The sequence below is a fragment of the Ruegeria sp. YTSC199 genome (assembly GCF_059609725.1).
Genome location: NZ_JBXWMF010000003.1, coordinates 254,528 through 269,800 on the forward strand (window position 1 = coordinate 254,528; position 15,273 = coordinate 269,800).

At 55.9% G+C, this 15,273-nt stretch carries 11 protein-coding genes; 4 read left to right on the plus strand and 7 right to left on the minus strand.

Annotated features, from left to right (window positions below):
• Window positions 1-142 precede the first annotated feature (142 nt).
• The 3 genes from AC2FEE_RS04335 to AC2FEE_RS04345 all read right to left on the minus strand — a co-directional run bounded on the left by AC2FEE_RS04335 (window position 143) and on the right by AC2FEE_RS04345 (window position 1,362).
• Window positions 143-364, minus strand: a complete 222-nt coding sequence (locus tag AC2FEE_RS04335) for a hypothetical protein (protein ID WP_496863291.1) — start codon at window positions 362-364, stop codon at window positions 143-145.
• Between the two features lie 123 nt (window positions 365-487).
• Window positions 488-1,141, minus strand: coding sequence for a transcriptional regulator BetI (gene betI / locus AC2FEE_RS04340; protein WP_496863292.1), 654 nt, complete (start codon window positions 1,139-1,141; stop codon window positions 488-490).
• On the minus strand, window positions 1,138-1,362 hold the full coding sequence (locus AC2FEE_RS04345; protein ID WP_496863294.1) for a hypothetical protein: 225 nt from the start codon (window positions 1,360-1,362) through the stop codon (window positions 1,138-1,140). Before AC2FEE_RS04345 ends, betI begins: the two co-directional genes overlap by 4 nt.
• Between AC2FEE_RS04345 and AC2FEE_RS04350 the strand changes: the two genes are divergently transcribed.
• The 4 genes from AC2FEE_RS04350 to AC2FEE_RS04365 are packed head-to-tail and all read left to right on the plus strand — an operon-like array spanning window position 1,361 to window position 6,932.
• Window positions 1,361-2,251 carry an ABC transporter substrate-binding protein gene (locus AC2FEE_RS04350; RefSeq protein WP_496863295.1) on the plus strand — a complete coding sequence of 297 codons (891 nt, stop codon included), beginning with the start codon at window positions 1,361-1,363 and terminating at the stop codon, window positions 2,249-2,251. The two genes, AC2FEE_RS04345 and AC2FEE_RS04350, sit on opposite strands and share 2 nt — an antisense overlap.
• A 59-nt stretch (window positions 2,252-2,310) precedes the next feature.
• Window positions 2,311-3,390 carry a quaternary amine ABC transporter ATP-binding protein gene (locus AC2FEE_RS04355; RefSeq protein ID WP_496863296.1) on the plus strand — a complete coding sequence of 360 codons (1,080 nt, stop codon included), beginning with the start codon at window positions 2,311-2,313 and terminating at the stop codon, window positions 3,388-3,390.
• A 4-nt stretch (window positions 3,391-3,394) separates the two neighbouring features.
• Complete coding sequence (locus AC2FEE_RS04360; RefSeq protein WP_496863297.1) at window positions 3,395-5,458, plus strand: ABC transporter permease; 2,064 nt, start codon at window positions 3,395-3,397, stop codon at window positions 5,456-5,458.
• Between the two features lie 16 nt (window positions 5,459-5,474).
• Window positions 5,475-6,932 carry an amidase gene (locus AC2FEE_RS04365; RefSeq protein WP_496863299.1) on the plus strand — a complete coding sequence of 486 codons (1,458 nt, stop codon included), beginning with the start codon at window positions 5,475-5,477 and terminating at the stop codon, window positions 6,930-6,932.
• Window positions 6,933-7,236: 304 nt separating this feature from the next.
• On the opposite strand, the gene AC2FEE_RS04370 is transcribed toward AC2FEE_RS04365, so the two are convergent.
• From AC2FEE_RS04370 to AC2FEE_RS04385, 4 genes are all read right to left on the minus strand, one after another.
• Window positions 7,237-7,638, minus strand: coding sequence for a hypothetical protein (locus tag AC2FEE_RS04370; protein ID WP_496863300.1), 402 nt, complete (start codon window positions 7,636-7,638; stop codon window positions 7,237-7,239).
• 438 nt (window positions 7,639-8,076) lie between these two features.
• Window positions 8,077-8,337: a hypothetical protein gene (locus AC2FEE_RS04375; protein WP_496863301.1), complete on the minus strand. Its 261-nt coding sequence runs from the start codon at window positions 8,335-8,337 to the stop codon at window positions 8,077-8,079.
• 131 nt (window positions 8,338-8,468) lie between these two features.
• Window positions 8,469-8,807, minus strand: coding sequence for an immunity protein CdiI family protein (locus tag AC2FEE_RS04380; RefSeq protein WP_496863302.1), 339 nt, complete (start codon window positions 8,805-8,807; stop codon window positions 8,469-8,471).
• Between the two features lie 11 nt (window positions 8,808-8,818).
• Window positions 8,819-15,262 carry a two-partner secretion domain-containing protein gene (locus AC2FEE_RS04385; RefSeq protein WP_496863304.1) on the minus strand — a complete coding sequence of 2,148 codons (6,444 nt, stop codon included), beginning with the start codon at window positions 15,260-15,262 and terminating at the stop codon, window positions 8,819-8,821.
• Window positions 15,263-15,273 lie beyond the last annotated feature (11 nt).

Sequence of the window (15,273 nt, forward strand, 5' to 3'; positions counted from 1 at the left end):
CAACGGGTTCGGCTGCGGGTTGCCATTCAATCACCTGCAGGCTGACGACATTGTCAGCTGTCTCATCGGATGCTTGTTCCTGAGGTGGATCTTGTTTCTCGGGTCCATAGAAACGCTCGGAAACGCCGGACTGACTCCAAAATTAGGGGTCCTCGTTCAGGCCAGCGGCCACAAAGACCTGTGAAACCAAGGTTCGGTCATCGGCAACCGTCACATCTTCAGGCTGAATGTCGAACGCCAGCTCCAAGGCGCGGCTGTCCAGATTCAACGCCATCGCACGGCGCATCACAGCCAACCGAAGCGTCACGTTTTCAGGTGCGGCTTCAAGGCGCCCTAACAGGGATTCAAATGACTTTTCAGGCAATTCCTGTCTCCGAAATATACTGATCGAGGCCTAAGCGAAAAACAGCATCAAACCGTGTCGGAAACCAGCCCAAATCAAGTCAATGTCAACGGTGCAAATGCCGCGCCTCTTTGTTATTTTTCTTCAAACTTTGAATAGGATACCACTGACCTGCGCAATCTTTTCACGTGCGGCGTGCAGATCTGCATAGTCGACTGCCGCGTCGCGGAACAATTGGTTCAGTGCAAATTCCATGTGAGACAGGGCTTCAGCCGAAGGCATCGGCTGAGCCTGTAACGCGGCCCGCATCCAAATCCCGTCGATCAGCGTTGTCAGGTTAAAGGCGACCTGTTCCGCCAAGGTGGGCTCAACCATATAGCGCAGCGCGCTCATCAGGTTGCTGCGCATGCGGGAATGGATGACATTCTGGATGCGTAGATACTTGGCGTTTTGCGGCACTTCCGCGCACAGGCAAACCCAGGCATTGCAGATTTCGTGCTGAAAGAGCGTCGGAGCGAAATTGCCGTAAATGATTGCGTATAGCCTTTCCACCGGTGTGTCGCTATGCGCGAACAACGCGGTCACACACCGGCGGGCTTCAGCGTTTGATTCACGCAAAACAGCCTCAAACAGCGCTTCTTTATCTGGGAAATAGTGCTGCACGACGCCTTTGGATAACCCGGCCTCTTTTGCGACCTTGTCAAAGGTTGTCCCGGCGATTCCATGAACTTTGAGAACTTCAAACGCCGCCTCGGTCAATTGCTTGCGACGCATGTTCTTGATGGACTGCTTTCTCATGTTAGGATCGCTTTCATGCTCAGCGTAATGGACATGAAAGTACCATTCGAGAAGGCAAAAAACAAACACTGTTGACAAAAAACAGTCTGTTGCATCAAAATACCTGCAACTGTACTGTTTTTAGATACGGATACAAAGGCTGAAAACGGCCAACGCACCAACGGAGGTTTAACCATGGAATTCCCACAGAAACTGAGGCCCGCTTTGCTGGCTTCCGCCATGCTCATGTTAACGCAGGGCGCGGCTCTGGCCGATCCGATCAAGATCGCAGTCAACGAATGGACCGGTCAACATATCTCCGCCCATTTCGCAGGTGCGCTGTTTGAAGAGCTGGGCCACGAAGTCGAATACGTTACCGCCGGGGCCGTGCCGCAGCTGGCCGCGATTGCAGAAGGCAGCCTGCATTATCAGCCCGAGCTGTGGACCAACAACGTCGGCGATATATACCCCAAGGCTGTTGAGGCTGGTGACATCATCGTTGTCGGTGGTCTTGGTCTCGAGCCGCAGGAAGGCTGGATTTATCCCCCTTACATGGCCGATCTGTGCCCGGGCCTGCCTGCCTATGAAGCGCTCTATGACTGCGCACAGGCTTTTGCCGCCGCGGACACCTTCCCCGACGGTCGCTTGATCACCTATCCGGCGGACTGGGGGACCCGTTCCGCCGATCTGGTTGACCTGATCGACCTGCCATTCAAGCCGGTGCCCGGTGGTTCGGAAGGTGCGATGCTGGCCGAGCTAAAAAGTGCCGTGGCCGCCCAACAGCCGATCCTGATGATGATGTGGCAGCCGCATTGGGTGTTCGCGGATACCGAGGTTGAATGGGTCGAATGGGACACGCCGCACGGAACCTGTGACGAGACCAGCCAGAAACGCGGTGAGGCCTGTGGCTTCCAGCAGGCGACCGTCGACAAGATCGTCGCCAAGGATTTCGCTTCGAGCTATCCGGATGCAATGAGGATGGTCGAGCTGATGAGCATGACCAACGACGTGCAGAACGCCCTTATCCTGGAAGTGGACCAGAATGGGCGCGAAGTGAAAGAGGTCGTTGCGGAGTGGATGGGCGCAAACCAAGATGTCTGGCAGCCTTGGGTTGAAGCCGCAAAGCAATAAACACCACTGACTCCGGTGGAGCATCTTTTGTGTGCTCCACCCTTTTCAAGGCTGCCGAAATGACCACATCTTCCCCGACCACCACCCCGAAACTGTCCTGCAAGCATGTCTGGAAGCTCTACGGCAAAGGGGCGGATCAGCATCTCAGCAACGTCGACGTCGCCGGTCAGGGGCCCGATGAGGCCATGGCTCTGGCGCAACGCATTCGCGAGGGCGGCGGCATCGTCGCCTCGACCGATGTCAGCTTTGACGTCATGCCGGGCGAAATTTTCGTGATCATGGGCCTGTCGGGCTCGGGTAAGTCCACCATCGTGCGGTGCCTGTCCCGACTGGTCGAACCCACCGCCGGAGAGATCCTGCTGGATGGTGAGGACCTTCTGAAAGTGTCCTCGAAAGAACTGATCGACATTCGTCGGCACAAGATGGGGATGGTGTTCCAGAGCTTCGGCCTGATGCCGCACCTGAACGTTCTGGAAAACGTGGCCTTTCCACTGAAGTTGCAGGGTCTGGACGACAAGGAACGCCTTGACCGGGCCGAGCGGGTGATCTCGCTTGTCGGTCTGGAAGGCCGGGAAGCCAGTTTCCCCAGCCAACTCTCGGGCGGTCAGCAGCAGCGTGTCGGCATCGCCCGGTCGCTGGCTGTGGAACCCGAGGTCTGGTTCCTAGACGAACCGTTCAGCGCGCTGGATCCGTTGATCCGGCGACAGATGCAGGATGAATTTCTGCGATTGCAGCAAGAGCTGCACAAGTCCATCGTTTTCATCACCCATGATTTTCTCGAGGCGCTGCGCATCGCTGACCGGATGGCGATCATGAAGGATGGCGCGGTCGTTCAGATCGGCCGCCCGGTTGATCTGATCCTGAACCCGGTCGATGACTATGTGCGCGAGTTCACCAATGACGTCCCGTGGGAGCTGATCCTGACCGCAGGGGATGTGGCTTCGGATAATACCCCGCCTGCGGGGATCAAAGAGGTTCCGGCCTCGACCAACGTGGCCGACCTGTTGCCCTATCTGGCATCGCATGACACTGGCGTCGCGGTGCGCCGGGACGACAACGCGCTGGTTCATATGACCAGCCAGAACGTGATTGCCGCTTTGGCCAGCGGTGTCTCGGACGCTTCTGCGGTCAAGGACTGACGCCATGGATTCAGCTTCGAACAGATCGCTTGTGGTCTGGCTTGCGGTCACGGTACTGGTGGCGGTTTGTGTCGTTTTCGCCAAAAGCCTGGGGCCGCTGGTGACCTATCCCGATGCACTGGTTCTGCCGGTGACTGACCCGATGAACACAGCGATGCGGTGGTTCGTTGTAACATTCGGGTGGTTCTTCAAGGCCATTTCCTGGCTGTTGGACTGGCCGATTCTGCTGGCCAAGACAGTTCTCCACGCGGTGCCATGGGCGGCATGGTTTGTGCTGTGGGTCTTTCTGGCTTTGCGCGCGGGTGGCAAAGGGTTGGCGATTTTCACAGTGGCCAGCCTGCTCTACATGGTCACATTCGGGTTCTGGACCCAGTCGATGAATTCGTTCGCCCTTGTGGTCGTGTCGATCCCGATGGCGGTTGCTTTGGGGTTTGCGCTGGGAACATGGGGATTTAATTCCGATCGGGCCCACCGGATCATCATGCCCATTTTGGACCTGATGCAGACAGTGCCGGCTTTTGCCTACCTTTTGCCCATCCTTTTGCTGTTCGGCTTCGGTACAACAGTCGGTCTGGTTGCGTCGATCCTGTTTGCCTTCCCGCCGATGGTGCGTAACACCATCGTTGGCCTGCGCGGTGTCCCGGATGAGGTCATCGAGTCCGGCCTGATGAGCGGTGCCACCCCGTCGCAACTGTTCTGGCGCGTGCGGGTGCCGACCGCGCAGCGGCAAATCCTTCTGGGCGTGAACCAGACAACAATGGCGTCACTGTCGATGGTCATCATCGCCTCGATCATCGGCGGCACCAACGATATTGGTTGGGAAGTGCTTTCGACCATGCGAAAGGCACAATTCGGAGAAAGCCTGCTGGCCGGGATCGTGATTGCGCTGATGGCAATGGTGCTGGACCGGATCACGTGGGGATTTGCGGTGCAGTCCAATTCGACACAGCGCAGCTCCTCCGGCTGGATGACCTGCGCCGTCCTGTTTGGTGCAGTTTGGCTGTTGGCTCTGGTCCTTTCGCCGCTCAAGGACTGGCCCGAGGCATGGGTTCTGAACCCGGCCCCGGCGATGAATGCAGGTCTGGAGTGGGTCTTCGTCGAGTTTCGCACAGTGCTGGAGGCAATCAAGCGCGCGGCGCTGTTCTACCTGATGTTGCCGATCAAAATCGGCCTGGCACAGGCTGTCAGCCCCTTTACGTGGGGCTTCGCAATGACCCCGGCTGTAACTGTCGGCTACGCGCTGATCGTAGCAGCGGTAGCGGGATATATGATCTTCAAGGGGCGGTTGCTGCCGGCGCTTTGGGTGATCTTGTTTGCTCTGGTTCTGTATTCGGGACTGACCGGTCTGGCATGGGTTGCGCTCTGCGCGATCATCATCGCATTGGCCTGGCAGGCGGGGGGCAGCAACCTTGCGCTTTGGGCACTAGCCGGGGTCGCATTCCTGCTGCTGACCGGTATATGGGAGCCTTCTGTCGTCTCACTCTACCTTTGCGGAGTAGGCGTGTTGCTGTCTTTCCTGTTCGGCAGCGCCATCGGCATCTGGGCGTCAGAGAACGACACCGTGTCGCGCATTGTGCGGCCAGTGATCGACACCTTGCAGACGATGCCGCTGTTCGTGATCCTCATCCCCTTTGTGATGGTGTTCAAAATAGGCGAGTTCACCGCGCTTCTGGCAATCATCGTCTATGCCATCGTTCCCGCTATCCGCTACACCGAACACGGTCTGCGCAACTTGCCCCATGACGTGATCGAGGCTGCGACGGCCATCGGGACAACACCCCGTCAGTTGTTGTGGCAGGTAAAGCTTCCGCTGGCGGTTCCGTCGATCATGCTGGGTCTGAACCAGACGATCATGTTCGGCATTTCGATGCTGGTGATCACCGCGCTCGTAGGCACCGACGATCTGGGGCAGCAGATCTATATCGGCCTTGGGGACGGGGATTTCGGGGTCGGCATGACCGCCGGAATTGGCATGGCGATTATCGCCATGATCGCCGACCGCATCACGCAAGGATTCAGCCAGCAGATCCAAGCACGCCTTGGCGTAAAATTGGACGACGCTGCCTGAAAACAAAGTGAGGAGCATGGATAACGCAGCGCCCAAACCAAACGTTGACCTCGATCTGTGTTACCTGTCAGCGACCGAAGCGCTTGCGGCGTTTCGCTCGGGCCTCCTGAAGCCCAGTGTTATGTTACAGGCTTTGATTTCTCGGATCGAGCAGGTCAATCCGGTGGTCAATGCCCTGACCGACACCTATTTTGATGAGGCGCGGGAGCAGGCCCTTGTTTCTGACGCAGCCTATGCGGATGGTTCGGCCAGCGGAGCGCTGCTGGGCATCCCGGTGCTGGTCAAAGACGCCCAGCGTGTCAAGGGCAAGCGCACTACGCATGGGTCGCTGCTGTACCTGGATGCTCGACCTGACGAGATGTCGGACCCGATGATCGAACGCCTGCAGGATGCCGGTGCGATCGTTCTGGCCCGTACAACAGTGCCGGAGTTTTGCATTTCGGGCGTGTGTCGCAGTCGCGCCTGGGGCAATACGGTTAACCCGTTCAACCCAGACTATGGAACCGGCGGATCGTCGGGTGGATCAGGGGCAGGGCTGGCGGCAGGTTTTGCACCGATTGCAACCGGCACGGATATCGGTGGATCGATCCGTATTCCGGCCAGCTGTTGTGGAGTTGTGGGGTTCAAACCTCCGCACGGGCGCAACCCCGACGGTCCTCCTGCGAATTTCGACCGCTACAACCATTGTGGCCCACTGGCTCGTTCGATCGGGGATCTGGCTTTAGTGCAGGATGTGGTGTCGGGCGCCCACCCGCGCGACCATGACAGCCTACGCGAAACCGTAGACCTTCCGCGCGAGGCCGACAGGTTGGATGGTGTCAAAATCGCGTTTTCAATGGACCTTGGTTACCGCCCCGTCGATCCAGAGGTGCGCTGCAATACTCTTGCCGCTCTGGAACACTTTCGCGCGTTGGGTGCAGAAGTCACGGTCGTCGATGTTCCATGGACCAGCGCTTGCGACGAAGCCGCCACCCATTGGTACAACACGATGCACTATCTCAGACAGGCATCCTGGGCGGCAAGAACCCATGCGGATCAACTGAACGACTACACTCTGGCGGCGGCAAAAAGCGTTGAGACCACCACGTTGGACGATGTCTCGCGATCATGGGAAACACAGCACGACATGTACCAGTTCTTTGGTGCGCTGATGGAGCGGTTCGATCTGTTCATCTGCCCGACCACAACTGTTCCTGCTGTGGCGGCTGACCATGACGCGACCGGAACTGAATTTGAAATAGACGGCACTCGGGTTGATCCGGAATACGGCTGGATTCTGACGCATCATTTCAACATGCTGCACCATTGCCCGGTTATCGCCGTTCCAAGCGGGTTTGCAAAGACCGGAGTGCCAACCGGTCTTCAGATCGTTGGTCGAACCTTTGACGACCCTGCCGTATTCCGCGCCGCGCTGGCGTACGAGGCGCAAACCGGAGGATGGTTCACAGACCCCAGAGCGCGCCCGATGAATTGATGCCAGACATTGCGCCGCAAAACCGGTGCCGCAACTCTGAACTCAAGAAGGTATCACAACCGCGCAACCGGCGTCACATGCCACCATCGGATGTGTTATGATGCTTCGCCAATGTGGCCCAGTTCGGCCTGAATGCCGCCGGGGGTGCACGGCAAACTGGTCACCCGTCATCCGTCCAACAGCGTGGCCAAAATACCCCGGCATTGTTGATCAGAATTTGGTGCGACAGCGAAGCTGCAAAACAACGGATCAGGTTGGACATGCAAGTCATGCGTTAAGCAGGCGGAGCCGACAGAGGGTCAAATCAAGAACTTTGGAACATCGCCGTTACATTTCTCCACATAATGCCAGCTGGATATGGTTCTGCTTCAAAGAACGCCCGCCATACGAAAACAACATGTTCGATTGAAAAGACCTCATCGGCTTTCAGGGTCATCTGACCTCCGCCAAAACTTAAAACTTGTATCTCATCAGAAGGAAAAGCGGGCTCGGCAAGGTATGCGCGCCAATGTGTGCCATCAATGATATCCCGCTTTTCAATCAGGCATTTCTGTTTTCCGCCGGCTACTTGGACATATGAGCCATCTTGGCGCGTTAAACTCGCAAATGAATGTGGGCCGGAGGCGTTCAGTTCTCTAAGAGCCGCCTCGACTTTCGCAAAATCTCTGACTTGCTCAGGCCTTTTTCCTTCAACTTCAAGAAGCATTCTCATGGCAAATATATCGTAATGTTTCCGACCACTTTCTCTCCGGCCAATTGGCCTACGCCATCCGTTCCAAACTGGTTGACGTATATATCATTGAAGTTCTGTTGAGGCGTCTTAGCCGCGCTGCCGCTGTTTTACTGAATCGTCGAAATAACCGCATCTCTTACTACCAATACATTTAACTTCGGTGTCGTGGGCCGCGTCCAGATTAAGACACTAACTGCACATATCCGACAAAATCAGGCAGCTGCATCGCCGACAAACCTGACGTTAAAATCCCCAAAGTTCTCCGCATATTTGTCTCTCGTATCGCCAGTAATTCGGATTATTGGAAACTCGTCATCTCCTTCGCGACTCTGCGCCTCTAGAACAAAAATTTCTCCATAATCTGTATAACAAATAGATATATCATACTTTCCGACCAAACCGCTTTGCCTATCACTTAGCGTACGACGGACGACATCCCCCCAACGGCTTCGTCAAACGGTATTTGATAGATTGGAAAAAGATTTCATCGCCGTTTACTTTCCCGCCGCCAAATCTTTCTAAGAACCATAGGAAGCTTTTAAGTAGACGACATTCTAGCGCAACTTCTGCCTTTTCAATCCATTCGGTGGATGGCGCTTGGTCTTCTGTGCCAAACTCAATGCAATTTCCACTGTTGACAGAAATAAAGTTTTCCAATTCATCGAAAGTCATCTATTTCCCCCAAGTTCCTGCTCGATTGCGCCAGTACTCGGCCCGCCAAGCATCAAATTCAGCAAGGTTGATCCCGCGTGGCAATCCATCTGAACCATTCAAATGTCGCCATGTTCACTTCGGTAGCGAGATCACGACATTTCTGAGGGACGTTTTTCAAAAACCTTTCCCAGATGATTATCAAAATAGACGACCTTAAAACTCGGTAGTTCTTTCCGCAAACAATCCCACAAACGCCAACCCTCTGCGTTAAATGCAGTTGCAGCCTCAGGGGTTTCAAAACCAGATCGCAGCGGATCATCTCGATTTAAGGTGCTGTCATAACTCTGAGCCCAACGAACCAATGCCCGCTGCGTAGTAGCGGATATTGGCAGTGTTTTAGGGTCAATGTTTTCAACCTTGGATAACTGCCAAAGTGGCCAACAATTGTAGTCAGCCATCAACTTAATTCTCGGACGTAAATCTTCCATAGCTCAAACCTCTAAGGTACTGATGCGGGATTGGCTCCAACAATAAAACCGTTGTCTCCCACAGTAATCGCCATTCGGTGTATCTCACCATTGAAGGTATATTCATAGATCGGACGGCCAGCTCCAGAACCCTGATAGCCAACAATTTTATCTTGTTGAAGTGCCGAGAATACAGCATCAGGGATTTGGTCTTGGGAAATACCCTTCTGAGAAAACTCATCAGCATGTCGGTTTATGTGTTGTAATCCCGCAGCGCCGTTACCTGTCTCCAACCAAACTGTCCGACCGTCGGGTAGTTTCTGGATGGCCACCACATTCTCAGGAGTGATCTTAGTTCCGCTCGCCTGCAAGTTGTCGATTAGCTGTGTTCTATTTGGTGCGCTAAACACGAACTTACTGCCACTATCGAGATACCCGACAGCTCCATCGGTATTTGTGACCAGGAAGCGTCCGCTGTCATCGACGGTTTGTGACACAGGTTTGAAGATGTTCCCGACATCATCAAACACTGCGATGATTTGATCACCATGTTGCAGAACTAGGCGCCCGCCTGCGGCAGCTGCCGTACCACCTGCCGCGAAGAACGTTTGGCCCGCAGTGGCGCCGCTCAATCCCAGTCCAGCTTCGCCAACAGCGGCGGTCAGATTGGTGAAGCAGAGGGGATTGGACGAGCAAGCTGCGAGTGCCGCAACAACTTCTGGCCCTGCAATTATCGCAGCACCGACCAGCGCAGGGGCCGCGCCTGCGATCATCAGTGCCGTTGCGCCGTTTTCAAACTCCTCTTGTCTGTGTTTGGAAAACGATCTCAAGCAATCCGTGCCGACGGAGCAATTTGCTGCCGCAAACTCGTGATAGTCACCAAGCAAAGTGCCATCGAATTGATCCTTGTTGAAGGATATGACGTGGCCTTGATAAAGGCCCTGATCATCCAAGCCGAGCAGACCTTCGACAAGCGCGTTGTCTCTTACATCCAGACCCGCATCCGACAGCACTTCTTCAAATCTATTGAAGGTGTCCGCATAAACCGATTTCAAGTCCCTCAAATCGTCAAGAATACCCTGAACGCAGGCAATATCGCTGTTGCTGATACAGCTGTTCAGCTCCAGGTTCTGAGCCATTGATGTGGCAGTGTATTCGAGCAGGTGCTCTTCCACGCAGGACGTATCTCCTGCACAGCTTTCAATTTTTGCGGTAAGCTCAGCCCATTGATCATGGGATAGGTAATTGTTTTCAAGACCACTTCGGGCAACGTTCGAAGCCACTGCCACGTTGTCTGCTTCACCACCTGAGAAGGTGAACCCTGCCAATGCGCCAATGACTTCAGAGTTTACAAGTGCCTGCGCCCTTTCCTCCGGGGGCAAATCTTCCAGCGTTCCTGCATAAACACTCTGTGCGATACCGCCGACAGCACCAGCCGCACAATCCGCATCAGACGCCTCAGCCGCAGCACAGCCCGCAAGCGCGTGGAGCAGAATATGACCAGCTGAACCTTCCCAGTTTTCAATGCCATTGCCCAAATCCCCGATCTCAAACTGGGCGTCCGCCAGAGCCAGGTTGGTGACTGTTTGAACAAGGCTCGCCGAAAACCCATCAGCAAAATCGGTCCCATAGACCGCGGAACTTAGACCGGAAGAAATCGAAGCATCTAGTGCTCCTTCCAGCACGCCTCCCAAAGTAAGTTGGCCAGAACCTGGTTTGCCGAGCCCGCCAATGAGCGCGTCATTCAGAGGGCTGCCTTCGGGAATGTTTAGGTTTACGCCAGATGTGAGCCCGGCCGAGACACCCGAGAACGTGGCTGCTTCCAGGATTGCACCCAGGTCGAGATCTCCGGCGACGACGCCATCCAGCGTTTCAACCAACGTCGTTGACGTGAACGCATTAGCTCCGTTGGAGACGGCTACCGAGGTGAGGTTCGGAAGCAACTCACCAACAAGGTGGGGCGTGACGTAAGCTGCGACCACAACCGCAACGAGCGCCTTGAACGCGGGCGAGAGTTGAGTCTTCTCTTCGTAGAAGTACTCATCCGCCAGCTCCTGACTGATCAGTTCCAGTCCGTCGATGGCCAGGAGTTCCTCAGGGTAGAGATCTTGCGGGTTTGGCGCGTCGACACCAGCGGTCTGGTACAGGACCAGCTCAGCATCACCGCTGATGTCAAAATTCATGCCTTGCCCAGCAAGCAGCTCGGTCAGCACGGCCGTTTCGGTAAAGCTGGTCTCGGTGATCGTGGTCATGGTGACCAGACCCATGTCGGTCTCAAAGAATTCGGACCGGTGGCTGTCGATAGCGGCCTGAACCGAAAAGTCGCCACCGGTTGTGATATTCAAGTTTTGACCGGCAGAGAGCGTTGCCCCAACAAGCGTTGTGTCCGTGCCTGATGCGATGCTCAGATCCAATGCTGCCAGCGCGTCAGTGCCGGTATTGATGTGATCGACCGTGTGTAGCTGGCTGGATTTGCTCAGCAAACCACCAAGATAGCTCTTCTCCTTGATATGCGTCTCTTCAAAAACGTCGGTGTAAGTGCCAACAAGGATGTTTCCTTCGGTCGCAGTGAGGTTGATATCACCAGAAGTACTGGCAAACTCCGTCCCAGCTGTGGTCAGGTCACCGGTTTCAGCGATAACATCGATGCCGCCGCGTGCCGTGATCCCGGCACCACGGTTGGTTACGGCAAGCGTCGACCGCGTTTCCTTTTTCTTCGACAGGAACCCTCTGCTGGTTTCGCGGGTTTCCGATTTGGCGATGTCTTGCGCAGCGGCAAGAACCACGTCGCCAACAGCAGCCAGATGTGCCCTTCCGCCCGCATCAATCTGAGTGCCGATCAGTACCGCATCACCACCCGCGTTGGCGATAAAGTCGCCGCCAGTGGACAATTGAGTGACCTGTGCGGTCAGCGTCAGGCGATCCGTCCCGTTCTTCGCATCGCCTTCACTGTATTGAACACCCGACTGCTCAGCGAGCAGATAGAGGCCACCACCTGCCGTTAGCCGCGTATCTCCTACGACCTGCGCCTGGACGCCAGCCAGTGTCATATCCGCAGAAGAAATGATGGACAGGTTGCCACCCGTCTCGAACCGGGATGCCAGGTTCTTGGTGATCCTCGTTACGCTGGTGTTCGTGTAATACTCTTCGGTATGCGCCAGACCTTCGATAGTGACGTCACCCGCAGCAAATATCGATGTGTCAGAGCTTGATCTGATCACCAGCGCTTTGCCGGAGAAATCCCCGCCAGTGACAATATCGACCAGATCAGCACCAAGTTCGGTGTCTTCGAAAGCGATGTCGCCGAAGGACGTCAGGGACAGTGAGCCATTCTCAGAAATCAGCGATCCACCCGAACCGGTAATCTGGCCGGCAATGATCGTCAGGTCACCGTTGTCTGATGTGTTGGCTTTGTCCAGCGATGCGAGCAACCCGCTTTCGGACAAACCGAAGCGGTCGCCAAAGCCGTTGAATCCGCCCCCCGGACCCTGGACTGCATCTCCACCTTCATAGCTGGTGCCGTCGTTCGGGTAACCGCTCCACTCGGCTGGCCGAATAATGTTTTGAAACAGCTCATCCTGGATTTGCAGGCGATCCAAAAAATAGTCAGAAGAGATGAAGTCTTCGTAAGAGACAGGGGTTGTACCGAAGTTTGTCCGACCCTCTCCAATCAAGGTATCCAAATTGGCCAGATCCTGAAGCTCGGGCTGTACTGGTGTCAGAGTCGACCCGGGGACAACCAGTTCAGGTAGCGGTGCGCTTGCCACAGCGGAACTATCACGCGGCGCAACAACGCTCGTGGTACCAGATCGGATATCACCGCTCGCCACCACCGCCGCGCTGTTGATATCGATCGCTCCACCCGCCAATATTTGGCCGATCTCCGACGTCGCACCGTTCGAGGTCACACGCGAAACAGGCGAGTAGGACACGATCTCTGTTCTCGTGTAAAAGGTGGCGTCGCTGCCGCCGCTGCCCTCATTGATTTCTGTCGTCACACTCCTCGTATAAGTCGCCGTATGTGTGACCTTGTTGTCTTGGTATCCTTTGTTTGCAAAGCTCGAGCTGTGGATATCGATCCCTGCCTCGGCAGAAATCAATCCGGCGTCGTTGCGTACAGTATCAGCCTGAATGGCAATTCCAGCGCCGGAAAGAACTTCGGGTTTGTCTCCCGAAGCGGCAACAGAAGTCCCAGTACTCCAAGTCACGCCACCGTGGCCAGTACCTCCATGAACCGTCGCACAGCTTGAGCTGATAGGAGTGGGTGAATTGTTTCTAGAGCTGGTGAAACAACTTTCCAATTCCAGATCGGCCGGGTTCGTTGAAACCCTCCGGCTCGCGGTCTTGTTGTCCGGGGTTCCCGCAAATATCTCGACGCCCGACTGTGAAGGTTCAGTCACAATGCTGTCGAAACGGTTGTCAAAAGTTTCCGCCTCAATAGCCAGACCACCATCTGCTTCGATGCGGCCGGACTGATTGAGGACGGTGCCATCGCGGGCAACCAGCTGCATTGTCTTGCCGGACTTCAGCAGACCACCGCGGTTGTTCAGATCAGAACCGCTGCGCAGTTGGAGGTTACCGCTCGCCTTGATTGTGCCCTGGTTCTCAAGGGTGTCCCCAAGATCGAGCAAAAGGTCGCCATCAAACTCCACCTTTTCGGATGCGCCAACAGACAAACCACCGGTGTCCAACGTGATTGCCAGCCCATCACCTGCACGCAACTGGTCGAAATGAGATGTATTCAGTCCGCCATTTAGCGCATCGGACTGAAACTCCAGCACAGATTGACCCACCGCCAGCGCCTCTGCGCCAAGGCTGGTCTGTCCGGACACCGTAACATCGGAGTTGCGCGCATTGATCTGTCCCTGAAGGTCGAGATCACCCGCAGTCACCGACAGATTTGCACGCTGCCCTGCAACCAGCTCCCCATCAATGACTGCCTGATCCTTAGCCGTGACCGACAGGTTTTCGACGGCAGCGATCTGCGATCCATCGCTTGTCCGTATATCGTCACTGGTTATGGTGACAGATTGCCCGCGTGACGATCCCGTGTGAACAACCGACCCGTCTATCGCTGCAACAGAAAATGTCTCAAGCGCTTGTGCCTGACCATCGATACGAGCGTCACCGCCAGTGAGTGCTACTGACTCCGCAACCAATTCTGAGCCCGACCCTGTCGCCAGCTCAGTTCCGGCTGTAAGCGAAGCCGTCTCAAGGGCTGCGGCTTTGCCGTCGAAAGTCAGCTGCGTCAGAGCATCAACATCGATGGACTGTGCGAAGACTTCGGAATTGCCGTCCAGCGCCACAGAGCTACCAGTTGATACGGCCGCAAACGCCTCTCGCGCGACAATTGCGCCGGAGATGTTCAGCATACCGGCGCTTTCCAGACGGATTGCGCCGCCAGTTGCCTGTCCGTTGAAGGTCAGGTCACCGGTGCTGGTTCTGATGTTGATCAGATCACCGCTTTCAGAGGTAATTGCCCCTTCCAAGAGGATCGGGCCCTGGTTTCGGACGTGAACGCGCCCACCCGCACGGATTTGCGGTGTGCGACCACCAGTTGGGGCACCCAGCGTCAGTTGCCCATCAGCCCGCAGTGCAATGTTGGTTGAAGAGGCCATATCCCCATTCAGACGCACACCCACGCCGTTCTCGGTGGCAATCAAACGGATCGCGTTGGCGTACATGCCACCAAGAGCGGCGACGTCGACAGCCAATGCTGGGGCTGCACCCTCACCTGCCTGTTCGGTGATCCCGGTCACAGCGCCCGTTTCCGGATCGTAGGACCAGTTATAGTCCACCTGGTTGGCGCCAGCGACGATGTTGAGCTGATCCGCACGCATCTCACCATAGATCGCTGCCGCTCGGGCGATCACATCGACGCGGCTGGTGTCGGTCAGACCTATCCGGTTCTCCGGGTTCAGACCTCCGGTGCCGATTGTGACCGTTCCCCGGCGCACGTCAAACCCCGTGAGAGCACCATTGCCGGCAAACTGCGGCTTGCCAGTTGTCAGGGTCGAACGGCCAGCGTTGATGAAACCGCAGCCGTTACAGGTGATGCCAAACTCGTTGGCGACCACCACATCCATGCGCTCACCGGCCACTTCCAGAATACCGTTGAGCTGGGTCTGATTGCCCCCGACGACCTCACCAATCCAAAGATTGGCCTCTTGCCCCGGTGTCAGGTTGCCGTTGCCTTCAATCACACCGCCCAATTGCGTGTTGGTGATCGCGGCGGAATTGTTCAGGATCAGGTCATCTGCCTGAAAGTCGGTGTAGACATCGTGGCTGACGCCCGTGCCATTCGGGGTCGAGATGTTGATTACGGTGGTGCCGTTGAGCGACTGGTCGACATGCGGACGCGGGCCTGAATTCGGGTTCACAGGTTGGATGTTCTGCGCATGCAGCAAAGCAGGTTGTACGGTGAGCGCTAGCGTCAGGACCGAAGAAACGACTTTCTCAAAAACATGTCTACGCATGGACAACACTT